Here is a 22,829-nt window from a genome sequence, read left to right as displayed (position 1 = left end):
AGTATTCGTACGGTAAATCTTTTTTAGCAAATTGATTTTGATCATTTGTAAGGTTAGTATTCGCAACGCCGACACTCAATAGGAGTGCCCCTAATCCTATAACTATTTTGTTACTCAATTTCATATAGTTAACCTCCTATTATTTTTCGTATGGCTTCGTAACAACATCATATAACCTTAGACCCCCTCTGAATATTCGAATACGAATATTTATGGTATTTTACACATTATTTTCACTTTCTATTACTTTTGGCGCGGGTCATATGTCCCGAATACTGCATTTTTTTTACAAATCACCCATCAATATGTAGAACTTGTGTATGAAAATAGATTTTTCTGAATATTTAACTATGATAAAATTTCGTAACAGACAAAAAGAGAGCTAGTCCAACTCATACGAGTCGAACCAGCTCTCTTTATTTTGATGATTGTCGTAACGCGATGACATAAAATATACCGAGTATGAGAATCACACCTAGTAGTATCGAACTAATTGTTGTCCGAGTCGACGTATCCGGCATCCATATCCCAAGTCCCAAATTGATTGCTGCGATAATTAGGACGAGCCAAACGATCGTACGTGGTCGCATACCGATCTCCTTCCTGGTCTCCTCTGCCGTCCGCTCACCGAATATGCTATGGTGACAATAACAAAGGAGGTTCTGTTCATGAATAGACTTGCAGTGTTTTGTGGTTCTAAAGATGGCGCGCATCCCGTCTTTCGCGAGGCTGCCGGGAAGCTTGGTCAAGCGATCGCCGCTCACGGCATCGGACTCGTATACGGCGGTTCCCGCGTTGGAACGATGGGAGCTGTCGCGGATGCTACGCTTACGGCTCAAGGTCAAGCGATCGGTGTCCTCCCCCACTTTCTACAAGAAAAGGAATTAGCACACCCGGAACTGACTGAATTGCACCTCGTCCACTCGATGCACGAGCGGAAAGCAAAGATGTCAGAGCTGGCCGATGGCTTCATTATTCTTCCAGGCGGACCCGGAACGATGGAAGAGTTTTTCGAAGTCTTCACGTGGGCCCAACTCGGTCTGCATGAAAAACCGTGCGGTGTACTCAACATTGACGGGTACTATGACCCCTTGATTGCCCTGTTCGACACGATGGAACGTCAAGGATTCTTGATTCCCGAACACCGAGCGATGCTGATCGTCGAGTCGGATCCGGATCGTCTCTTAGAACGCTTCGCCATATATGAAGCACCACGCGTCAAAACGTATATGGATCGCTCACAAACCTGATGAAAACGGAGTCCTCGACTCCGTTTTTTTAATGCATTCGCATCCTCTTCCGATATTTCTTCTCTCACTTACTAGTTTTCTCCACTCCGTTTCAGGATTCCTACTCTTTTGGCACAAAAAAACCAGATGCACAGAGGCATCTGGTAAAACGTTAGAAGAACTTCATGATTGCGTCGCTAAGATTCGTCAAAGACGGTGTCTCGTCAATGACCATCAAACTACCTGCCGCAATCGCGAGTAATCCGAGACCTGATAAAATCCAGCCAGGATGTTTTACGTTGACGTCAGCATCGACGTTTTCTTTTCCGGACCGCGCATTTGCTGCTTGTTCCTTCAAGCGATCGCGACGGTATTGATGTTGTTCCTCTTTTGACCATTTCTTATATTCTGCGAGGAACTTCTTATATTCCGGTAAGACATCCTTCGTCGTCCCGTCGAGTCGCACTTGACCGTATTCGAGCCAGACGACACGCTCACAGAAACTCTTGATTTGTGAGAGCGAGTGACTGACGAAGATGATCGTCTTGCCTTCGTCCTTGAACTCGTTCATCTTATCGATACAGCGGTTATAGAAGGTTTGGTCACCGACTGATAATGCTTCATCGACGATCAAGATGTCGGCATCGACATTGACGGCGATTGCGAAGCCAAGTCGTGACTTCATCCCACTCGAGTATTTCTTGATTGGCTGATCAATGAAGTCACCAATATCCGCGAAATCGATGATTCCAGGCATTCGACGTTCGATTTCCGCGTCGTCCATCCCAAGCAGGAGACATTTCAAGCGAATGTTCTCACGTCCTGTCAGCACGTTCTTCAATCCTTGGGATACGGCGATGATCGCGACTTCTCCGTTGATCGCAACGTTTCCTTCGTTCGCGTAGATGATCCCTGAAATCAGGTTCGAGAGCGTCGATTTACCCGAACCGTTGATTCCGACGAGACCGACGACTTCTCCTTTTCCGATCTCAAGTGAGATATCGCGTAAAGCTGTAAATGTTTTAACGCTCTTGCTTTGATTTTTGAACAAGAGCTTGAATTTTTCTTTCGTAGTCGTGACCATGTCGAAGCGTTTCGTGACATGGTCGAGTTTAATCATAGACATGGCGATTTCCTTCCCTTAAACGAGCTCAGTGAATGATTTACGGAACTTGATGTGCAAGAACGTTCCGGCTGAGAATAAGAGGAGCGTGACACTCCAGAAGTACAGACCCGTTGGCCATTCTTGCCAGACCCAATGTCCGCCGAGCAAGCTCGCCCGGTATCCCTCGACGAGATAGTAGACCGGATTCAAGCGGAGGACCCCATGTAAGACGTCCGGGAACCGCTCGATGTTCCAAAGGATCGGTGTCATATAAAAGAGCATCCGCATCATCGATTGCAAGAAGAGCTGGATGTCCTTGACGAGTGTGACGAGTGTCGAAAAGCAAAGCGAGAATGCATAGACGAAAATGTATGTGGCGATCATATAATACGGCAATTGAAGCAGTTTCCATGTGATCGGAATGCCGTTTGCAATGATGACGACGATGACGATGGCAAGCATCGCAAAATGTTGATACATCCGTGACAAGATGACATACGATGGAATCGCACTCATCGGGAAACGCATCTTCGTTACCATCGCGAGACGGCTGTTGATCGAATTCGATCCCCGAAGCAACGCATCGTTGATGAAGAACCAGACGACGATTCCGCAAAGGAGCCAAACGATGAACGGAATGTTTCCATCGACGTCTCTATTTCCGCGAAGACCGACCCCGAAGACGAACCAGTAGATGAAGATTTGGAGACCGGGATTGAGGAGCTCCCATAAAAGGCCAAGGCGTTGCTCTGCATGCGCTGATTTGATTTCATATCGCGCCAACCGGCGAATCAGGGGGAAATTATCGACCTGTTCCCGGATGATACTTCTCATTTCTTTCAGCATAAGTGTAAGTTCCTTCCGATTCATGATACATGTATTTTATTTTCATATTCGTTGATTCCACTCAAAAAAGACGGATGCCGTCCGCGATTGCTCAAACGAACGCTCCCTCCGCGTGAACGGGACCTTGCCCGGTCGATTCTGACTCGCCTCCTTCTTCGTTTACTCGTGCATGATAGAAGCAATACTTCCTATATACACTTAATCAATTCTAGCCATCGGGAAAAAGCGTGTCAATGTATTGGACGAACCGACACCAAACTGTAGTTTTTCAGACACGAAAAAACCGGCGGGTAACCACCGATCATCTCCTAGTTTGTTTCCTTTACGCATGATTAAAATGTGGAAATTCGATCGTCGTCGGTGGAGAAGCGAGTCCCCATACGAGGAGAACCGTAATCACAAAAATAATGCCGACAAGAACGCCTCCTCGAACCTTATCATTCATCCAGCGTTGCCCCTTTTCATCCGAACTACTTGTATACTGACATCATACAATATTTAGCAATTTTGGACCACTAAAAAATCGACATTTAATGGGAATGTTTAACGATTGTTCATATTCTTTCGTTTCATTTTTATTCAAGACAAGATATAATGAAAGCGTTATCATCTGATTGAGAAAGCGAACGTTCGGATTTGAATCCTATCAAACGAACGACTCCCGTAGGTTGTCATGTTGTCGGACCTAAGAATTTACGTTATTTACAAAAGGTTCATCCCACGAAGCTTTCCGAACCCTTTATAGTAGAAGAAGAGGTTAACGATCGCATCACGACCTTGCATTCATACCCCACTCTTGAAGGAGGATTTTTACGTATGTACAAATCAAAACCGCTTTACGCGGCAGCTGTGGCTGTCGCCCTGACGACATCGGCAATCGTGCCGGTTGCCCAAACGACAGTTTCGGCTGCAACGCATGTCAAAGTCAAAACGGTCAAACTCAAGTCACTCGTCTTCACGAAAGGTGCTCCGGTCAAACTCCCTGCTACATATAAAGGTGAGAAGATCACATGGAAATCTTACGATCGCCATGCGTTCAACCGTTACCAAACGGTCAAAGGCACATACGGTAAGAAAAAGAATCCAATCGAAGTCAAGATCTACATCCAGAACTATGCAGTGAAGTTCGTCGAGAAAGTCGCGGATCAAACGATTTACGTTGATCAAAAGCCAGAATTGCCAAAAACATTGGCTGTTCTCTACGCGACAGGTCGTATCTATGACAAACCAGTCCGTTGGTCGAAGGTCGATACGAGCGAAGCGGGTGTGAAATATGCGGTCGCAAGTTATACACGCCTCGGAAAGACAATTACATTAAAAGCAAAAATCACAGTTCTCGACGTCAACACGGATGACTTCTCGATCGGTTTGATGCACACGAACGATACGCACGCGAACCTCGATAAGACACCAAAACGTGCGACAGTCATCAAAGAACTTCGCGCAGCTTACCGTGCAGAAGGTAAACCATCGCTTCTCTTAGATGCAGGTGATGTCTTCTCTGGGACACTTTACTTCAACAAGTTCCTCGGTCAAGCGGATCTTGAACTGATGAACTATATGAAATACGATATGATGACGTTCGGTAACCACGAGTTCGATCTTGGGGATACTGACAATAACATCGCCTTGAAAAACTTCGTCACGGCTGCAAAATTCCCGTTCATCACGGCGAACGTCGATTTCAGCAAAAATAAGTCGTTCAATGGTCTACAAAAGAAAACAATCACTGCAGGACCGGAGCGCGGCAAGATTTATCAAGGCATCATCAAGGAATACAAAGGTCAAAAAATCGGTTTCTTCGGTCTGACGACAGAAGAGACGAAAGATATCGCAAGCCCAGGTACGGTTGCGTTTGCAAACTATATTGCTAGCGCTAAAGCTGCTGTCAAAAAGCTTGAAGATCGTGGCGTCAATAAAATCGTAGCATTGACACACATCGGTTTTGATGACAACGAAGCAATCGATAACGATCAATTGCTCGCACGGAATGTCGACGGGATTGATGTCATCGTCGGCGGTCACTCGCACACGAAACTTGAAAAACCGGTCGTCGTTGATGAGACAGTCGTTCCAGGCAAAACAGAACCGACAATCATCGCTCAAGCCTACCAATACGGTGATTTCCTCGGAAATCTTGATTTGACGTTCGACTATAAAGGAAAATTGACTGAGTATAACGGTTCATTGATTGATGTTTCTACAGCAAAAGAAGATGTGCGTGCGGCTGAAATCCTTAAGCCATATGCAGATCAAATCGCTGAGTTGAAAAACGAAGAAGTCGGTGCGAATATCGTTAATGCCCTTCCAAACCCACGTGGCGAAATCAGTGTCCGCAACAGTGAAACGGCTCTTGGAAACTTGATCACGGATGGTATGCTCAAAAAAGCGAAAGAATACAATAAGGATACAGTCATCGCGATGCAAAACGGTGGAGGGATCCGTGCTGCCATTGATGCCGGACCACTTACTGTCGGTGAAGTCTTAACGACGCTTCCATTCGGTAACACGCTCGCGACAGCGAAGATGACCGGTGAAGAAATCAAGAATCTTCTTGAAATCAGTGTTGGGGTTGCGCCAAAAGAAAACGGTGGTTTCCTCCACGTCTCGGGTATGAAGTTCGAATACGACAGCACGAAAACAGCTGGAGAGCGCGTCACGAAGATCGAAGTCAAAAATGGTGACACGTACGATCTTATTGATCCAGCGAAGACTTATGTTCTCGCAACGAATGCCTTCACAGCTAAAGGCGGCGATGGTCTCACACCATTCGCAACGGCTTATGAAGAAGGCCGTGTCACGGACCTCGGTCTCTCTGACTGGGAAAACCTACGTGATTTCACGAAATCACTTGGCGAAGTCAATTACAAGATCGAAGGTCGTATCGTCGACACATCAAAATTACCAAACTAATTCAATACAACACACAACCGCAGGTCTTCTCGATCCATTCGAGAGAGCCTGCGGTTGTTGTTTTATAACGTTTGCGCGGAGTGCTGTTTCAACAGATCAATGATTTCATCGAGTTCATACTCCTGTGCCATCATCAGCGGCGTGAAGCCATCCGCATTTTTGATCGACGGGTCGGCACCGCGCTCGAGCAATAGCTTGACTGTCTGTTTCCCCTCACCCTCGACAGCATGATGAAGCGGCGTGAACTGATCGTCATCTTGTTGGTTGATTTTCTCGCCTCGTTTCAAATACAGATCGACGAGTTCATCGTTATTGCTGAAGACAGCTGTAATGAATGGTCGCTCGCCAAAGTCATTGACGGCATCGACATCACTCCCTGCTTCTAGCAGTTCCTTGAAGATCGATTCAAGCCCCTTGCTCGACTTCCGGTAACCGAGATAATGCAGTGCTGTATCCCCATCTGCATCGACTGCTTTCATATCACTTTCCGGGATCAAGCGATGGATATCTTCAAGCTTTCCTTTTTGAATCGCTGCCATCAATTCCGTCTCATTTAAATCCTGATCGTTTGTTTTTGTCGTCGCCATATCGTTACTGGCTGCCGTTTGCGTTCCCGCTTCGTTCAGCAAGATCCCTGCCCCTGCACTGACGAAGAACATGACCGTCAGAACACTAAGCGTGATGATGATTCCTTGACTATAACGTAGGAAAGGACGGGGTTGATTGAGCGGTTCACCCGTCAAGCGAAGCCGTTCCAGCATGGATAGATTGGTCTGTAGCTTCTCATACAATAAGACAGAAAACGTCCGTTGCTGACGCTTCTCCGCTGTATAGGAAACGATATCCGTCGTCGCAAGAAGTGTTGGTCCGAGAATATCCTCAAAGATCGCTTGCCGGGCACACTGGTTGGATACAAGCGGTAGAACCATCTGATAACGAGTCCGTTCGCATGCCCGCGTGTAAGCCGGACGTAAAAATGGAACCCAGCTTCCGATCCAAAGCAACACCTGCTTTTCTTGATGATTTCGTTTAATGCGTGCAAGTTCAAGCAGTAACTGGAACCGTCGTACCTCTGTCAATTCCAAATATGACGTCGGAAGGACGATCAAATATTTTTGAAATAATCCGATGACATATGGTCGTTTCACATCGTTCTGGAAATAGATTTCTGGAATCCGCCACAGCTGCAATTGTTCTGTATGCATGCCGATTTGCTCGAATAACTCCGGGAACTGCTTCGCACTCAAGCGAACCCCTTCACTTCGAATCCGCGATACTCGTCGCCATTGACGTAACCAGAGTAATAACAGCAGGATCACTAGCGCGAACATAGCATAAATACCGCTCTCGCCTGTTTCAAATACTAAGCCGATGATGCCACCCACTGTCAAAATAGCGACGCCTAATAACAAACTGAAATAAGCGGTCTCTTTTCGTGTCACTGCTTTCCTGATCCGTTGTGCGGGATCGATTCGTTCATTCGTCTCCTGCTCCATACGTCATCTCCTTCATTTATCGTTTGGTTCATTGTATTTTTTTATCCCTTCTTATCTTAACGGTTATTCCATCAAAGTTCCAAGGGAATCCTTTCCTGACATACCAAAAGAATATTCAGACAACTTATATTTTCGAACATATCTTGATAACGTAACTTTTTTCCTTAATATTCATTATTTATGTAATAAAATTTCTAAAATTCTATTTTAGAGTGATTTTTGTTGATTTTTCAGCATTTATACGCAATTCACACAATAAAGCAACCTGTCATTCGAACCATTAACTATTTATTGATAGGTGGTACAATAGTCACTCTTTTATATTGCAGAAAAATTTGGAATCCCATATAATAACTAACAGGAAGAAGAATATGGGAGTGAAGAACTTGGGATTATTTAATTTCATGAAAAAGGACTATACCGTCCAGTATCACGTATTACGCGGAGATGAGATCATCGACACGGATCGATTGAATGTTCGAGCAGGCGATCATACGACAGCACGAAAAAAAGCCGACAACATGTTAAGAAGAGAATACGGACGCACTCAGTACAAAATCGAGTGGGTACAACGGTTCTAATCGCTAAAATAACCCATCGCCTCAATCCTAGGATTGGGACGATGGGTTATTTTCATGCGTGCTGTTGTTCTTGTTCGCGAACGATCCGATCGGCTTTCAAATAGAGACGGATGACAGTGTATAAGACGATGCCGACGAGTGCACCACTACCATCGATCAGTACGTCTCCAACGAGTGGTGTTCGTCCGCCCGTCAACAATTGATGGAACTCATCCAACACACCGATCGTCATCGCTGTCGTGAAGGCAAAGAAAGCAGCTGGTAACGCTGCGTACCCTCGACCGCGCAAAAAATGAACGAGACTGACCCCGAGGACGAAGAACAGACTGGCATGCATGCCTTTCCGAATGAAGAATTCAAGGAAGGCTGCAGGTCCGAGTGACGCGACGCTGATCGGAACTTCATAATGGAACGACACGAACGAAAACGCATAGACCCAGTCGAGCGGCATATGTTGCGTCAAAAATGGAATCAGGGATTGTTGCTGATAGGTCATCGAACTGAAAACGAATAAGGAAAGTAAGATAGCTCCTCCTACATAAGCAGCAATGGGTATACGGCGCATCATGCACGCTCCTTTCTCTTTGTACATCCTACCATGGATGCTTATCGTGAACATACGCCAAAAGACGGACATACACTGCTCTCATTTACTCTTCATTCCCTCTTTTACAACTGATACAACAAAAACACCCCATCCATATGGATGAGGTGAAAAGCTTACAACGATGACGGTTTCGGCTCGCGTAAGAGGTGTTTGATATCTTGGAACGTCACGAACGTTTTGTTTTTCGCATCGTATAGCTTATACCGAAGCGATTTCAGACTTGAGAAGAGACCGATCTTCGTCGCCTTCTGAAGCGGTGGCGTCGAGACATGTGCTTTTTCAAGATGATAATTCGGTACACGTGGACTGAGATGGTGAACATGATGGAATCCAATGTTTCCGGTCACCCATTGTAAGACCTTCGGTAGCTCGTAATACGAACTGCCTTCGATTGCTGCCTTGACATAATCCCATTCGCTCTCATCCTCAAAGTACGAGTCTTCGAACGTATGTTGGACGTAGAATAACCAGATTCCGAGGACACCTGCTGTGAACATCGTCGTGCCTTGGATGATCAGGAAGGCTTGCCAGCCGATGAAGTAGATCAGGATACCGTATAAGACGACGAGCGACGCATTGATGACGTGTGTGTTGATACGTTCTTTTTTGCGAGCATCCTTCCGGTTGAAGCGGCTCGAGACAAGAATCAACAAGAGTGGTCCAAGACCAAACATGACGAGTGGATTCCGGTACAGACGATACTTGAGACGTGTGAAACGTGATGCTTCGATATACTCCTCAATCGTCATGACCCAGATGTCACCGACACCGCGTTTGTCAAGATTCCCACTTGATGCGTGATGGATCGAGTGCTCCCGTTTCCATTTCTCATACGGGAATAACGTCAAAATCCCCGTGATCGTCCCGACGATGGCGTTCGCCTTCTTATTTTTGAAGAATGAACCATGGGTACAATCATGGAAGATGATGAACATCCGGACGACGAATCCTGCAGCGAGAATCGCAAGTGGGATCGCGAGAAACACAGATAGCTTCATGGCCTCATATGCCAGAAACCATAGGACGAGAAATGGCAGGATCGTGTTGATCATCTGCCGGACGCTGGCTTTGATGTCCGCCTTCTCAAACGGCGATACATGTTTGCGCAGCTGGGCAATCTTTTCTTTACTCATAGTGGTGCTTCCTCCTCGGGTTGTTTCAGCGTTCACGACGCTAAGTAAAATAGTGAAACTAAAGTATGAAACCAGTGAGCGGTGGTCGTGACGGTGCCTCTACAACACGATTCAAAAGCGGCACTCTAATTGTTTAGCGCTAAAATATTTTTGTTACCAGGTAATTATATCACATATCATAAATCGTCCACGGTTTATTTTTAAAATTAAAAAAGCAGAGACAAGCGTCTCTGCTTACTCGATCGATTTGAGTGGGTTGACGGCTGGTCCTTCTAGCACCTCTCCTGTCGGACCGAATCGTGAACCATGACACGGACAATCCCATGATCGTTCCGCCTCATTCCATTTCGTATCGCATCCCATATGAGTACAGGTCGTCGAGACGAGATGAAGCTTTCCTTCCGGATCCCGGTAACCACCGACTGTTTTTCCGTGATGCGTCACGAGTCCACCTTCGTCCGGTTGTAACTCGTCGGCACTGCGACGCGCTTTCGTCAGCTTTCCTTTGACCAGTTCGATCGCGACGTCCGCATTGTTCTTGACGAACTGCGTCGCATCCTTTGTTTTTAGCTTCGAACGATTCGGATCGAACAGATGCCGAAAACGGTTTGGTGTTCCCGTCAATAAGTCGCTGAGTAACAGTCCGGCCGCGATACCATTCGTCATCCCCCACTTCGCAAAACCGGTCGCGACGAACACGTTCGGATCATTTGGCGTCATCTGTCCGATGTAGGGGATTTTGTCGAGCGTGATCAAGTCTTGTGCTGACCAGAACTGTCCGAACGATTCGACGTGAAATTCATGCTTTGCAAAATCCGCAAGATGCTGATACCGCTGCATCGTCTCTGTCTCGTGACCAGATAGATGATTCTCACCGCCGAAGAGACCAAGCAGACGACCGTCTTCTGTCCGTGTGTGACGCAGAGAACGATTCGGTTGATCGGCACTCATAAACATCCCGTCCGGAAACGTCTCATCGACCTGACCCGATACGATATACGAGCGATGGACTTCAAGTTTTGAGAAGTACAAGCCTTTGAAGTCATGAAACGGAAAATGGGTCGCGATGACGACTTTCTTCGCTTCAATCCGATGTCCATTTTCAAGGACAACAGTAGGCGTTCGGTTCGATTCGAGCGATACAGCACGTGTCTGTTCATATAAGGCACCCCCTTGGTGGACGATTTGTCGGGCGAGTCCTTGAAGGTATTTGACGGGATGGAACTGCGCTTGCTCGCGCAAGACGACAGCACGTTTGACATCATACGGCAACTTATCCCGAACTTCTTGCGTCGCCTCGCCACCGTTCAATCCCAATCGTTCATAGGCTTTTACTTCTCGTTCCATCGCTTGCTCTTTTGATGTCGCAACGTAGAGATACGCGTCCTGCGTTTCAAGTTCACACGCAATGTCGAGTCGTTCCACCTGATGACGTAAAAACGTGATGGCTTCTTCATTTGCTTCATAATACAGTCGCGCCGATTCTTCACCGACCGTTTTGATTAACGTGTCATAGATTAAACCGTGCTGCGAGGAAACTTTCGCCGTCGTATAACCCGTCGTGCCAGCAGCGACGTCACCGGCTTCAATCACGGCGACATTATATCCTCGTTCAGTCAGTTGTATGGCCGTGACGAGCCCAGCAATACCAGCCCCGATGATGACGACATCATGCTTCGCATCTTGATCCAAAGTGGGATAAGAAGTGGCTGGTGTACTTTGCTTCCAATAAGATGACGGAAATCCGGATAAGTATGACATCATAAAACTCCTTTCGGAAAACACGATAGGTCGACATGTTAAAAGTTCCCTGAACGATACAAAAACATGCGTGAATCGTATAGTTTTAAAAGAACCTCTAATTTAAAGGAATTAATTTACTTTAATGAAAAATAATATGGAATAATTAGGTTTATTCTCATTTATACTAAGGGGAAGAAGCATAAGAGAGGAGTTTACTTCATGAAATTGGGGCGCCATTTAATTGAGACGTTTCGTCGTTTTACGCTTGCAGCAAGTATGGATGAGTATGACTTAGCAAGCGTTCTAACAAAGGAAATTCCAGAGCTGACAGATATCTGTGTCACGATTCGACCGACACACCTTCACCTTCAAGCCGTTGTACCGTTGACACGTTATGGTCTAAAGCGTGACTTACCGGTCGAATTGACGCTCCAATTGCGGGTAGTCGATAAACGTACCATTACGTTCGAAGTCTTTGACGTCTGTCCTCATGATACCGAATCCTTTAATGAAACTTACCTCATTCGTCCACCTTATCTGCGTTATGCAAATCGACTTCTGACCGTCGATCTTTCCTTCTATTTTCCTTTCCGTCATGCCCATTACCGTTCGATTCGTCACGTTAAACTGGAAGAAGGTTTTCTGCTTGCTTATTTGTCTCATTAAAAAAGGGCACCCTCTCCTAAATAAGGCGAGGGTGCTTGTGTCTGTTACGAACTTAACTTATCCGCTTGACGCTCCAGCAGTCCGAGGCGACGAATCTTTTTCTCCTCGACGACGGCAACGATCGCAAGGGCGATCAAACCGAATAATAATGCCGCATTGAAGATTATGAATGTGTCGCTCCAGCCGTGCAAGGTGACCGAACCGATCGTTAGACCGTTCGTTTCCGGGTCAGCGATTTTTGCTAGACCGACTTTTGCGATCGAATCACCGAACAAGTAACCGAATGTCCCGACCATTCCGTTCGTAACCGTCGTTGCTTGTTTTGGTGCAAAGCTGATGACCGAGACCCCGATCAAGAGTTGTGGTCCGTAGATGAGGGCACCGAGTGCAAACAATGATGCATAGATCATGACTTCACTCGTACCGTAACGATAACCGAGGACCGCGACGGCCGTCAGTAAGAGACAGATTGCTGCGACGAGCGCCCGGCGTCCTTTGAGCAAGTCGGATACATACCCCCAGATCATACTGCCGCACAACGCACCGATCTCAAAGAAGAAGATCGTATTGACGGCGCTCTCCGTGCTGAAGTGCAAGTGTTCCGTGACATAGAGCGGTGCCCAGTTATCGATTCCGATCCGGACGATATAGACGAAGACGTTCGCGATACAGAGCGTCCAGATCCACGGGTTTGAGATGACATACGTCTTGAAGACTTGCCACTTCGTCATGCTGTCAGCGGCGATATTCTCCGGTTCGATCGGTTCCTCGAAAATCTCTTCACTTCGGTTCCATCCGAGTTCCTCCGGGTCATCCTNNGAAGATTTCTTCACTCCGATTCCACCCGAGTTCCTCCGGATCATCCTTCCCGATGAACAGACCGACGATCCCGATGGCAAGGGCGATCACAGCAGGGAAGATGAACATCCCGACGACACTCCCGTTGAAGAAGACGTTCGCTCCCCACAGTGCGAGACCACCGGCAATTGCTCCACCGATGTTATGCGAAACGTTCCAGAAGCCGAGGTAGCGCCCACGTTTTTCAAACGGTGTCCAGCGGGCGATCGTCGAGTACGACGACGGTCCTCCGACCGATTGGAAGAACCCGCTGAGTCCCCAAAGGACCATCAAGAGACCGACCGGACTTCCACCGGCACTCATCAAGAGTCCCATCGCGGTGACGATCAAGGACGAGAGAATCAATAAGAACGAGATGACGCGTTTCGTGTTTTTCCCGTCGACGAAGTAGCCGAGTAACGTTTTCCCGATCCCGTATGTAATCGAGAAGGCAAAACCGATATAACCGAGTTCCGTCGTCGTGAAACCGAGCTCGTCCTTCAAGAGCGGTTGCGCCGCCTTGAAGTTGTTTCGGATGAGATACATCGCCATATATGAGAAGAAGACGACTAAGAAGGCCTTTAAGAATTGCTGTAACCATTGTTTCCGTTGTACTTCGATTGGTATGCCGGCATTCGGCAATTTTTTGATGCTGAAGAAGCCCATCTTCCATTTCCCCTATCTGAATCAGAGTCTTCGCATCATTTGTTCTGGAGCTGATTGAATCGACGGAGGTAGTCCCGGTAATCGGCGACGATGTCCTGCCCGACGTTCTGCTGGATCGGTTGTGTCTTCGCGATCGCATAGGTCGGCGTACCGAATGAGACCTTCCTCAGAATCGCCTGACCGTCCGCCGAGAGTACGAAACGCATGAAGGCATTCGCCTGCTTTTGTTGCGTCCGTCCTTTCAGCTTTGAGATCGCGTTGATCGAGTACGTATCGAGTGGGATGCTTTTGACCGGATAATACTTTTCGCGTAGCGATTGTTGATCCCCGATGAAATTGACCCCAAGCATCGCTTCCCCACTGGCGACATACGACGTCGGTGCAAAACCGTTCGCCGTGAATAGTCGCGTTCGCTCGATTAGCTCGCGTAAGACACCTTCCGACTTCGTTCCGTATCCGTCAAAGATCGCTTGCAGGATCGTCGCACCGGTACCGGAATGGTTCGGATCCGGCAAAATCAACTCGTCCTGATACCGTTTCGCTGTCAAGTCAGCGAGCGTCTTCGGATACGGTGCCGCCCCGAATCGGTTGTTCCAGACGTCCGTATTGATGACGATTGCGAGGCGTTCGACTTCGTAGCCGATCCAGTAGCGATCCGGATCCTGTAGTTCCGCTTGATCCATGTCGTTCGGGAACGGTGTTGACAACCCGCGTTGCTTGAGCGTCTGGTGGGCATCCCACGTTCCACCGATGATGACGTCAGCGCGCGGATGATCCGCTTCCTTCGTCACACGCCGGACGAGTTCTTCCGTCGACAGGCGGACGAACTCGTACGTACAGCCTGCTTGTTCACAATATGATGACAGCAAGGCGCGACCGATATCCTCTTTCGCAGAGACATACGCCGTCAAATGCGGAACTGTTTCCCGCGCAGCTGTTCCCTGCTTCGTCTGTTCATTGTTGCGGACGATCCAAATGCTCATGAGACAAATGATACTCAGCAAGAAGAGCATTCCTTTTCTCATCGTTTCGCCTCCTTCCCTTTCGGCAGGAGTTGTCCTTTTAAATAGAAGGTGTTTCCATTGTCATCATCCATGTACTGGACGCTGAACAATGTCTCATACACGGTAATATTCATTAAGTTGGCACGCGTATTCTGCTCATTCTTGAACCGCTGAAGTTTGAGAATGCGCGGCTGTCCCTGACTGGCATCGAGTGCTTGACCGACTTCTTCATAGTCCGTCATCGGCTCTGCCTGCGCCAGGCGACGCTTGACGTCTTCTCGCTCACGTGCAGTCAAAGAACGAGATCGTCCTGCTGCATACACGGTCACGACTTCCGCCTCAGCGAACTGACGCGCGAGCTGTTCTGGTTCGTGATAGGCGTTCAAGAAGCGTGCTTTTAATGTCGTCGTCTGGGTGCTAGGACGTTGCGCGACACATTTTCCATTCAGCGTCATACTTTCCCCGAGCGAGAACGTCCATGTCGTTCCGTTCAAGAAACGGAGCGTCCCGTTAAACGTCGCCGTATCCGCCGGACAAGTCCCGTTTGTCACCGTCTTCATTTGCTTCAATAGCGTCGTGATGCGCTGGACTTCCGTTCCGTCTTCTACCGTCTGCTCCCCCCATGCCCGGTGACGTAACGTCAACTCGGTCGGGAGCGAGTCATCGGAAGCATTCAGTCGTTTCGGTCCATCGAGGACGTGTAAGCGTCCGAAGACCGTCTGCTGAAGCAAAAGAAGACCGAGGGCAAACAAGATGCCCATCAGGAAGAGATAAGCGATGGTCGATGCTTTCATGATTCCTCTCCTTGCTTGATTCTTAGATTACGGGGCAATTGTTTCGTAAATCCGGTCGAATTGTTTCGTAAATGTATCATTTGTAAGCGATTACATTAAGTCTGATTCGCTAATCGAAAAGTTAATGTGATACGTGTGCCGCTTACATCGCTTTCAAGTTCAAAATCGCCACCTTGTTCCTGCATCAGACGCCGGCAGAGCGGTAGACCGAGTCCATTCCCACTCGCCGTCGTCAGACTATGCTGCTCCTTCTCCCATTCGGCAAGCACTGCTGGATCAACACCGATCCCATCATCCGTCATGATGAGTCGGAGGGTCGTATCTGTACTGACGGTCGAAAACGTCACCGTCATCGCGTCACTGTATTTGATGGCATTCTCGAGAAGGTTCAACAAGACTTGTTTCGTCTGGTCCGGTTGACCGAGCACGTAGATCGGCGGAACATCCTGTTCAACTTCAATTCCTTGTCCATCAAAACGCAATTGCATGATGAATAAGGCGTCGGCGAGCAAGGCATCGAGCGCGAACATCGTCGACGTCACGTGGCGTTCGTTGCGTTGTTGTTTCGCCTGTTCGAGATTATGCGAGACCAGTCGTAACAAGCGCTGACTCTCGACTTCGATGTAGTGGTAACAATGTGCCGCTTCGTCTGGCGGCAGCTTCGGAATCAACTCGACATAGCCCATGATCGCCGTCATCGGTGTTCGGAGTTCATGGGTGATGTGATCGATGAACGTTTGTTGGTCGCTTCGTTGTTGTTCGAGCTGTCCGATGTTGTGCTGAATTGCGTCAGCAAGCGTCGAGAAGTCTGCCGCTAGTCTGTTCAGTTCCTCATACGGATAGGCCGGTAACGCGTGCGCATAGTGTCCTTTCGTCAAGGCGTGCGAGACACTCCGTAAATCATCGATCGGTCCAATCAACGTCTTTGCCATCCGCCGTGCTGTCCAAACAGCAATTACGATCAAGATCAGAAAGACGCCCGTGAAGACGTAGGTGAATTGCCGCAGCAGTTCAGCTTCCGTCCGCAGATCAACAAGAAAACGGACCGAGCCGATGATGTCCGTTTTGCCATATAGCGGACTCGAGAAAAACAACACTGGAACATCGGTTTCTTTTAGAAAGAGATAACTCGATTTTCCTTTTAACGCTTGATCGATGTCTCCTGCGAGGAGCGGCAATTGATCGCGCTCGGAATCGGCGAGTAGTTCCGCGTTTGGTCCAAACAGTTGGACGCGCGCGTCGAATCGGTCTGCAAGATAGGAAGCGATCGGAACTGCCGTATCGGCGAGCGAGTCCGTCTCTTCACTTGCGAGGTAGTTCATCGTGTAGAGCTCCGCTTCCCGACTCAGTTTTTGGACGGACTCGACGGCGTTCTCATACAGATTCGATTGAATGAAGGCATAAAGAATCAAGAACAGAACGAGCAGTGCCGGAACAAGGAGTAAGACGAAGTTTTCCGTGATGACCTGGCGTAGCTTCATGCGTCGACCCACTTGTAGCCGACACCGTAAATCGTCTTGATCCGTTCGCCTTGCGCTCCGAGTTTCTTCCGCAAGCGTTGGACCATGATATCGACGGCACGGGTCTGACCCGAGAAGTCAAAACCCCAGACTTGTTCGAGCAGTTCATCTCGCTCGAAGACCCGTTTCGGATGCGCTAAGAAGAGCGCAAGTAAGGCGTACTCCCGGTACGTCAGTGGTAACGGTTGTCCATCGAGTCGAATGACGCGTTCTTCGGGATCAACCGATAAGAAGGGATCAGTCACGACAGGCACGGGTGGTACGACCGTCTTCGTGCGTTTCAACAGATTTTTGACACGCAAGACGAGTTCCGTTCCGTTGAACGGTTTCGTCATATAGTCATCCGCTCCGAGCTGCAGCCCGATGATTTTATCGTTCATCTGATCACGCGCCGTCAGCATCAAGATCGGTAAGTCAGGTGTCGTCTGTCGAAGCTTAGGAATCAAGTCGAAACCGGTCGTATCCGGTAGCATCAAATCGAGGACGATCAAATCAAAGGGTTGTGTTGCCTGCAAGGCGAGTGCTGCTGCTCCGTCGGCTGCCGTCTCGACCGTCTGACCATCGAGCTCGAGTTGCAGTTTGACGAGATGCCGGATGCTCGCCTCATCATCGATGACAAGAATATGCATGGGGATTCCTTCTTTCTGGACAGGTTTTTCTGTCCCCTAGCGTATCATGAAATCGTTTGCAATCACACCAGCAGGACAAATGAAAAAGCCAGCTCTCTCTTTACTCGAGAGCTGACTAATCTGTAATTGTTATTTGTAGTTCGATGAAATAATCATAGTATTTTATCTTTGAACAGTCGTAGTAACTAATCCTGATTTATTACCGGCAGCGTCTTTCGCATATACAGATACCTTTTCTTTATATTTCCATGATTGAATCGGTAAGCGATACAGTCCTTTTGAATTTGCCTTTGTTTTATAAACTTTATTACGGTAACTAATAAAAACTTGTGCGTTTCCTTCAGTTTTACCTGAAACATTCTTAGATTTTGTTGTAATTGTAGAAACGGTTGGTGTTTTGGGTGCTACATCATCTTTTATTTTTATCTGTGTCGTTGTTTTTTCACCGAACGGATTTTTAGAGATAATGGTTAACGTTTGACCAATCTTAAGAGTACGGTTTGATTTAACATTAAATTTTGGATTTTCAAACAACATTACGCTAGTGAGATTCATCTTTTCTTGATCGATGAAGTCCACTTGATGATACGGTTGTGCAATCCCTTCAATCATTTTATTTTTTGTTGAAGTTTTGATATTAGATACCGTTTTATTTCGATAGGTATCTTTGATGATTTTTTTATAATAAGATTTTATAGTCCCATCAGAATTTCTCAACGTAATCTCAACAGTTAATGGTAATTTAGCTACTTTAGGAAGACTAAAGACAGAACGCGGATTAGACCCTGTCGTTTGAAGTTTTACAATCTGCCCGTTAAGTTTCAACTCATAATTTTTAAGTTTAATATGCACATCTTTAGTTACAAACCATAATTTATTTTTTGAGTTATTCATTCGAATATCTTCAACTTGATATCCAATCGGTTGCTTAGAAATAGTATGAGAATCACCAAATTCACTACTAACTATAAATCGAATATAATCTTTATTTGTGATTGGATAGTTCAATTTGAATAGAGCATAACCAAGCTCATTAGATTTGACATAAAGCGTTTCTTTACTCGATATCATTTTCACTCTAATATTAGCGTCTGTTTTTACTTCTAACGTCTTATCTCCATAATAGATTTCATCTGCAAATAGATTTGGGATTTTCGTACTTAGGACTTTTATTTCTTTCCAGTCTGACATTAGTCCTGAAGTATTTGTAGTCCGAATTAATATTCTATTAACTTCGTCGTCTATAAACCGTTTTTTATGCTTTTCATTATCGTAATAAATATTAAAAAATGGCTTGAGATAGTAATTACTTTCATATGATTTTATTAGTTTATCGTTTTTATAATATTGAACTTCTAATTTTCTAATAAAATCATCTGCTTCTATAGGAATTATATCATCTGTATCTTTCACAACACCTACTTTAATCTTTGCTGGGGAATCATCAATAATTTTTTGTGAATACGTAAGGTTGTCTAACGACCGACTTCTTCTAATAGTAATTTCAAAGGTAGAAGCTAAATCAATAATCGAATCACGCGATGCACTTGACTTTAATGATACTTTACCTTCTGAGTTTGCGGTTCCTCTAAAATAAGCCGGATCGTCAAAATAACGATTAGCAGCCCAAGTTTTTAATTCAACTTCCGCATACGGTTCTGTTGTTGCTGTTAATACTTCATCTGTAGACTTGAAAGAATTTAAAGCTAATTTTTGTATTGGATGAAGTACTCCTTCAAATCGAGCCTCTCTTTCATTTTGAACAGTAAAAATTCTTAAAATATAATGGTCACCGTCTTGAATATTTTTAACAGTACTTGTAAAAGGATAAGGATAAGGATACCCATAATCGCTTGAGAATGTTAACTTTTCAATATCAATTTCACCATTTTGATGTTCTATAATAATTTCACCGCTTAACTGTCTCATATCTGGCATGTTATTAGTTAAAATTAAGTTATCATTAATGATTTTCATATCCGGCTTGATTAATTGGCGTTCGTCCTTAACTGTCCATGATTTAAGGAATACACTTTTTTGATTTTCAGATATAAGATTTAATGACAATGTACCACTATAATTTTTCGGAATGATTTCGGAAAATGTTCCACTTTCATCCGATATCAATTTTATAGACTGTTTATTATACTTTAGTTCAAATGTGCGATTCGGTAATGTTTTACCTTTAAAGATTGAATTTTCTGATGTAATCGGGTATTCCAAATCGAACGGAAATTTATTAATATCAGCTTCTTCTTCAATGTATGTTAAACCAATTTGCTTATCTTTTGAATAAAAACTGATTTTTCGCACAGGTTCATTTTTCATAGGAATAACACAACTAAATCGTCCTTTAGAATCACTAATCGTACATGTTGAACTATCAATTTTTACCTGTGCCTCAGGAAAAGTAATTCCAGTCAACGAAAACTTATTATCTTAATACATATAAAATGGCGTTAATTCAGTTGGAACATAACCTTTGATCATGATACTATTTTTGATCGACAATGGTATATTGACACTCTCAACAGTAATTAAATTAGTCTTCTGCATGATTTCAATTGCCGGTGTCCACTTTACTTTAAACTTACCTTTATAATCTGCTTGAATAGTTGCTATTTCTTTTTCTTCACTTCGAAATTTAAGAGTTGCATATGGCCATGCCTTACCTTTTAATAAATTATTATTATAATCGAACTCTTCCAATTCAATTTTAGCAGTCAAAGTTGTAAGAATAGTTACGGTCTCATTTTTAACTCCATCCGAAGACTTGGCATACGCTTTTATTTGTGTCGATTCTCCTTTAGGAATACGTAATTGCTCTTTTCCAGAGAAGACTTTACCTTCATATGTAGCATAAATAACTGCGCCAGGAGATGTTGAAAGATAATATTCATTATCCTTGGTTAATCCTAAAAAAGTAACTGTATCATTTGATGGAATTTCTGATGATACAGGAACATCACTAGCAGTATATGTAATTTGACTGCTGTTATACCCCCATCTATCTTTTAAATACAACGTAACTTCTGAACGATCAATTTTTTCCGTAAGATTAATTTTAAAAATTCCTGTATTATCTGCTTTTACAAAATAAAACTTCTCGTTAGCATGTACATACAATTGCTCATCAGGTTGAGCACTCCCCTCAATTGTCTTATCCTCCATCTTAAATGGGTGGATTGAAGGATTTGTGTCTGCATGAATAATGTTTACCTGAAAAAATAAACTAATCATACAAAAAATCATGACAAAAAATATGCGCTTCATCTAGTTATTATCTCCTTTAAGTTACAATTAATTTCAAAGCATTCTTACTATATGCCATTAACTTTATTTTTCCAATACTTTAATAAAAATACCATTTAAAACTTAGGTATATATGGAACAATAAATTCCGAACACCCCAGCGGATAAGTAGAGTTATCCTGAAAGCGATCGCGCTAGAATGCGGGTTTAACTGAAGAGAACTGGTAGATTGACGAGGAATTGCATCACCTACGCTACTTAAAAGTTGAAGAAACCGTTGGCATGATTGAAGAAATGGAGCGTTGCGCCCGGCGGATAACTCTACTTATACTAAAACTACCGCGGAATACATAACAGATATGCATATCTGAAGAAACGGATACTCATGAACGATTTACTACGTAACTGGATTCCCCTCGTCAACTCCCTCCTGTCCCACCTCTCGATCCACCCAAATGAACATGATGAATGCCGGCAAGCCGCCCTGCTCCGACTTTGGAAATCGATTGAAGAAGGAAAGGTCATGACCGTCACCTTCGCCCGGATCCGGGCCAAAGGGGCGATGCTCGATTACTTAGCGACCCGCAACCGGACGCTTGCGACTGAAGTCGCGGTCGAGACGATGCCGGAGCTTCCTCGGACACCGAACGTCTCCTTTCATTATCTCCTCAGCGAACTCAAACGGGATCTGTCGAATAAAGAGTACACGTTTCTCGAAGCCTTGATGCACGGCACGGAAGAGACGCTCGGTTACTCACCGGCGCGACTCCGTTCATTGAAGTCGGAACTCCGGCAGAAAGTCCAGTTCCTTCTCGGATGATGATCTATTACCAAGAACGCTTACTCGCGATCATCGAACAGGCGGACTATCGTCCCTTGNNACGTACGGCATCTCTGTCGCCACGTCGAACGGATCGATTTTCCGTCGCTCCAACGCTATGGTAAGTTCCTACGCGACACTTATGCTCCAGCAACTGCCGCACGACGACTACATGCCCTCTCAATCCTGTTCGATCAACTGGTCGCGGAACATTCGCTCCCAACGAATCCGTTAGCACGCGTCAAAAAACCGGTTCCTGCACCTCATCGACGACTTGCCTTTACGTACGACGACGTCCATCGTGTCCTCGAGACGATTCACGACGAGACCGTCTATGCCTTTAGCTTTCTTCTTCTGCACACAGGACTACGTTTCTCAGAAGCCCGTGACTTACAGCTCGCAGATATCGACTTTGCGCGCGATCAGTTGCTCGTCCGGAGCGGTAAAGGCGATCAATCACGTCAAGTTCCGCTGCATTATGCATTACGCGATGTCCTGACGCTCTATATCGAGACGATTCGTCCTAATGCACTTCCATTATTTTGCGAAGACAGTGGACGACCGGTCAATCCGGCAAAGTTTCGCCGTGTCCTAAAAGAAGCAAGTGAACGATGTCTCGGACGTATCCTGCGACCGCACGATATCCGGGTGACATTCGCGACGACGCTCTATCACGTGCATCAGACGGACATTCTGACGATTATGCGCTTGCTTGGTCACAGCGATGTAAGAACGACGCAACACTACGTTCTACCGTCGCACGATATTGCTTATACATCGATCAATCGTCTTAAGCGGACAGACGATTAAGAATGTCCCGGACGTGATTCGTCTGACTGCGGATGTATCCTTCCGTCGTTGCGATGCTGGCGTGACCAAGCAGACGCTTTATATCAAGCAACTTCAACCCTGCCTGCTGATAGAGATAGGTCGCATAGGCGATCCGTAACATATGCGGACGGACGTGACGCTTTAAGGACGTAAATCC

General features: G+C 45.8%; 21 protein-coding genes and 1 pseudogene. 6 read left to right on the top strand and 16 right to left on the bottom strand.

Going from position 1 to position 22,829, the window contains the following annotated elements; genetic code table 11:
* Positions 1-416: 416 nt before the first annotated feature.
* Positions 417-590, bottom strand: coding sequence for a hypothetical protein (locus tag B2751_RS10320; protein ID WP_200934380.1), 174 nt, complete (start codon positions 588-590; stop codon positions 417-419).
* Positions 591-668: 78 nt separating this feature from the next.
* Between B2751_RS10320 and B2751_RS10315 the strand changes: the two genes are divergently transcribed.
* On the top strand, positions 669-1,250 hold the full coding sequence (locus B2751_RS10315; protein WP_290774623.1) for a TIGR00730 family Rossman fold protein: 582 nt from the start codon (positions 669-671) through the stop codon (positions 1,248-1,250).
* A gap of 151 nt (positions 1,251-1,401) precedes the next feature.
* Here the strand turns inward: B2751_RS10315 and B2751_RS10310 are convergent, their stop codons facing one another.
* The 3 genes from B2751_RS10310 to B2751_RS10300 form a co-directional block, all read right to left on the bottom strand.
* The gene (locus B2751_RS10310) at positions 1,402-2,355 is read right to left on the bottom strand and encodes an ABC transporter ATP-binding protein (RefSeq protein WP_035410435.1); all 954 of its coding nucleotides are present in this window, start codon (positions 2,353-2,355) and stop codon (positions 1,402-1,404) included.
* Positions 2,356-2,370: 15 nt separating this feature from the next.
* Complete coding sequence (locus B2751_RS10305; RefSeq protein ID WP_290752770.1) at positions 2,371-3,180, bottom strand: ABC transporter permease; 810 nt, start codon at positions 3,178-3,180, stop codon at positions 2,371-2,373.
* Positions 3,181-3,502: 322 nt separating this feature from the next.
* A complete protein-coding gene (locus B2751_RS10300) occupies positions 3,503-3,625 on the bottom strand; it encodes a hypothetical protein (RefSeq protein WP_290752773.1) in 123 nt (40 codons plus the stop codon).
* A gap of 371 nt (positions 3,626-3,996) precedes the next feature.
* On the opposite strand from B2751_RS10300, the gene B2751_RS10295 reads away from it, so the two are divergent.
* Positions 3,997-6,093: a 5'-nucleotidase C-terminal domain-containing protein gene (locus B2751_RS10295; protein ID WP_290774620.1), complete on the top strand. Its 2,097-nt coding sequence runs from the start codon at positions 3,997-3,999 to the stop codon at positions 6,091-6,093.
* A 62-nt stretch (positions 6,094-6,155) separates the two neighbouring features.
* On the opposite strand, the gene B2751_RS10290 is transcribed toward B2751_RS10295, so the two are convergent.
* Positions 6,156-7,589 (bottom strand): ankyrin repeat domain-containing protein, encoded by a 1,434-nt coding sequence (locus tag B2751_RS10290; RefSeq protein WP_290774618.1) that lies wholly within the window; start codon positions 7,587-7,589, stop codon positions 6,156-6,158.
* A gap of 386 nt (positions 7,590-7,975) precedes the next feature.
* Here B2751_RS10290 and B2751_RS10285 point away from each other — a divergent pair, with 386 nt between their 5' ends.
* Positions 7,976-8,170 (top strand): hypothetical protein, encoded by a 195-nt coding sequence (locus tag B2751_RS10285; protein WP_290774616.1) that lies wholly within the window; start codon positions 7,976-7,978, stop codon positions 8,168-8,170.
* Between the two features lie 52 nt (positions 8,171-8,222).
* Here B2751_RS10285 and B2751_RS10280 read toward each other — a convergent pair whose 3' ends face one another.
* The 3 genes from B2751_RS10280 to B2751_RS10270 all read right to left on the bottom strand — a co-directional run bounded on the left by B2751_RS10280 (position 8,223) and on the right by B2751_RS10270 (position 11,671).
* Positions 8,223-8,735, bottom strand: a complete 513-nt coding sequence (locus B2751_RS10280; protein ID WP_035410449.1) for a VanZ family protein — start codon at positions 8,733-8,735, stop codon at positions 8,223-8,225.
* Positions 8,736-8,890: 155 nt separating this feature from the next.
* Entirely contained in the window at positions 8,891-9,910 is a 1,020-nt protein-coding gene (locus tag B2751_RS10275) for a fatty acid desaturase (protein WP_290774614.1), read from the bottom strand.
* Positions 9,911-10,144: 234 nt separating this feature from the next.
* Positions 10,145-11,671 carry an FAD-dependent oxidoreductase gene (locus B2751_RS10270; RefSeq protein ID WP_290774612.1) on the bottom strand — a complete coding sequence of 509 codons (1,527 nt, stop codon included), beginning with the start codon at positions 11,669-11,671 and terminating at the stop codon, positions 10,145-10,147.
* Between the two features lie 201 nt (positions 11,672-11,872).
* Here B2751_RS10270 and B2751_RS10265 point away from each other — a divergent pair, with 201 nt between their 5' ends.
* Complete coding sequence (locus B2751_RS10265; protein ID WP_290752790.1) at positions 11,873-12,319, top strand: hypothetical protein; 447 nt, start codon at positions 11,873-11,875, stop codon at positions 12,317-12,319.
* A gap of 44 nt (positions 12,320-12,363) precedes the next feature.
* Here the strand turns inward: B2751_RS10265 and B2751_RS10260 are convergent.
* The 7 genes and pseudogenes from B2751_RS10260 to B2751_RS10230 form a co-directional block, all read right to left on the bottom strand.
* Positions 12,364-13,822 (bottom strand): annotated as a pseudogene (locus tag B2751_RS10260) (MFS transporter).
* 35 nt (positions 13,823-13,857) lie between these two features.
* A complete protein-coding gene (locus B2751_RS10255) occupies positions 13,858-14,847 on the bottom strand; it encodes an ABC transporter substrate-binding protein (RefSeq protein ID WP_290774610.1) in 990 nt (329 codons plus the stop codon).
* The gene (locus B2751_RS10250; RefSeq protein WP_290774608.1) at positions 14,844-15,620 is read right to left on the bottom strand and encodes a DUF3919 family protein; all 777 of its coding nucleotides are present in this window, start codon (positions 15,618-15,620) and stop codon (positions 14,844-14,846) included. The genes B2751_RS10255 and B2751_RS10250 overlap by 4 nt, the downstream gene beginning before the upstream one ends.
* Before the next feature lie 95 nt (positions 15,621-15,715).
* Positions 15,716-17,101 carry a sensor histidine kinase gene (locus B2751_RS10245; RefSeq protein ID WP_290774606.1) on the bottom strand — a complete coding sequence of 462 codons (1,386 nt, stop codon included), beginning with the start codon at positions 17,099-17,101 and terminating at the stop codon, positions 15,716-15,718.
* A complete protein-coding gene (locus B2751_RS10240; RefSeq protein ID WP_290774604.1) occupies positions 17,098-17,769 on the bottom strand; it encodes a response regulator transcription factor in 672 nt (223 codons plus the stop codon). Before B2751_RS10240 ends, B2751_RS10245 begins: the two co-directional genes overlap by 4 nt.
* Positions 17,770-17,931: 162 nt before the next feature.
* Complete coding sequence (locus B2751_RS10235; RefSeq protein ID WP_290774602.1) at positions 17,932-20,193, bottom strand: Ig-like domain-containing protein; 2,262 nt, start codon at positions 20,191-20,193, stop codon at positions 17,932-17,934.
* Positions 20,194-20,208: 15 nt separating this feature from the next.
* Complete coding sequence (locus B2751_RS10230; RefSeq protein ID WP_290774600.1) at positions 20,209-21,042, bottom strand: hypothetical protein; 834 nt, start codon at positions 21,040-21,042, stop codon at positions 20,209-20,211.
* A 364-nt stretch (positions 21,043-21,406) separates the two neighbouring features.
* Between B2751_RS10230 and B2751_RS10225 the strand changes: the two genes are divergently transcribed.
* Together B2751_RS10225 and B2751_RS15230 are read left to right on the top strand one after the other, a co-directional pair.
* Positions 21,407-21,841: a sigma factor gene (locus B2751_RS10225; protein WP_290774598.1), complete on the top strand. Its 435-nt coding sequence runs from the start codon at positions 21,407-21,409 to the stop codon at positions 21,839-21,841.
* Between the two features lie 6 nt (positions 21,842-21,847).
* Positions 21,848-22,651 carry a site-specific integrase gene (locus tag B2751_RS15230; protein ID WP_349679892.1) on the top strand — a complete coding sequence of 268 codons (804 nt, stop codon included), beginning with the start codon at positions 21,848-21,850 and terminating at the stop codon, positions 22,649-22,651.
* Here the strand turns inward: B2751_RS15230 and B2751_RS10215 are convergent.
* Positions 22,632-22,829 (bottom strand): tyrosine-type recombinase/integrase (locus B2751_RS10215; protein ID WP_290774596.1); only part of this gene is annotated, 198 nt, incomplete at its 5' end. The genes B2751_RS15230 and B2751_RS10215 overlap by 20 nt on opposite strands.

Origin of the sequence: Exiguobacterium sp. UBA6282 (assembly GCF_002440475.1) — a bacterium.
GTDB lineage: Bacteria > Bacillota > Bacilli > Exiguobacteriales > Exiguobacteriaceae > Exiguobacterium_A.
This window is presented reverse-complemented; position numbering and strand designations above follow the sequence as displayed.

Excerpts from the sequence above, each read along its gene's own strand:
- B2751_RS10270 (WP_290774612.1), bottom strand. The coding sequence starts at position 11,671 with ATGTCATACTTATCCGGATTTCCGTCATCTTATTGGAAGCAAAGTACA.
- B2751_RS10250 (WP_290774608.1), bottom strand. The coding sequence starts at position 15,620 with ATGAAAGCATCGACCATCGCTTATCTCTTCCTGATGGGCATCTTGTTT.
- B2751_RS10315 (WP_290774623.1), top strand. The coding sequence starts at position 669 with ATGAATAGACTTGCAGTGTTTTGTGGTTCTAAAGATGGCGCGCATCCC.
- B2751_RS10230 (WP_290774600.1), bottom strand. The coding sequence starts at position 21,042 with ATGAAGCGCATATTTTTTGTCATGATTTTTTGTATGATTAGTTTATTT.
- B2751_RS10275 (WP_290774614.1), bottom strand. The coding sequence starts at position 9,910 with ATGAGTAAAGAAAAGATTGCCCAGCTGCGCAAACATGTATCGCCGTTT.
- B2751_RS10305 (WP_290752770.1), bottom strand. The coding sequence starts at position 3,180 with ATGCTGAAAGAAATGAGAAGTATCATCCGGGAACAGGTCGATAATTTC.
- B2751_RS10320 (WP_200934380.1), bottom strand. The coding sequence starts at position 590 with ATGCGACCACGTACGATCGTTTGGCTCGTCCTAATTATCGCAGCAATC.
- B2751_RS10265 (WP_290752790.1), top strand. The coding sequence starts at position 11,873 with ATGAAATTGGGGCGCCATTTAATTGAGACGTTTCGTCGTTTTACGCTT.
- B2751_RS10310 (WP_035410435.1), bottom strand. The coding sequence starts at position 2,355 with ATGTCTATGATTAAACTCGACCATGTCACGAAACGCTTCGACATGGTC.
- B2751_RS10240 (WP_290774604.1), bottom strand. The coding sequence starts at position 17,769 with ATGCATATTCTTGTCATCGATGATGAGGCGAGCATCCGGCATCTCGTC.
- B2751_RS10280 (WP_035410449.1), bottom strand. The coding sequence starts at position 8,735 with ATGCGCCGTATACCCATTGCTGCTTATGTAGGAGGAGCTATCTTACTT.
- B2751_RS10245 (WP_290774606.1), bottom strand. The coding sequence starts at position 17,101 with ATGAAGCTACGCCAGGTCATCACGGAAAACTTCGTCTTACTCCTTGTT.
- B2751_RS10225 (WP_290774598.1), top strand. The coding sequence starts at position 21,407 with ATGAACGATTTACTACGTAACTGGATTCCCCTCGTCAACTCCCTCCTG.
- B2751_RS10295 (WP_290774620.1), top strand. The coding sequence starts at position 3,997 with ATGTACAAATCAAAACCGCTTTACGCGGCAGCTGTGGCTGTCGCCCTG.
- B2751_RS10255 (WP_290774610.1), bottom strand. The coding sequence starts at position 14,847 with ATGAGAAAAGGAATGCTCTTCTTGCTGAGTATCATTTGTCTCATGAGC.
- B2751_RS10300 (WP_290752773.1), bottom strand. The coding sequence starts at position 3,625 with ATGAATGATAAGGTTCGAGGAGGCGTTCTTGTCGGCATTATTTTTGTG.
- B2751_RS10290 (WP_290774618.1), bottom strand. The coding sequence starts at position 7,589 with ATGGAGCAGGAGACGAATGAACGAATCGATCCCGCACAACGGATCAGG.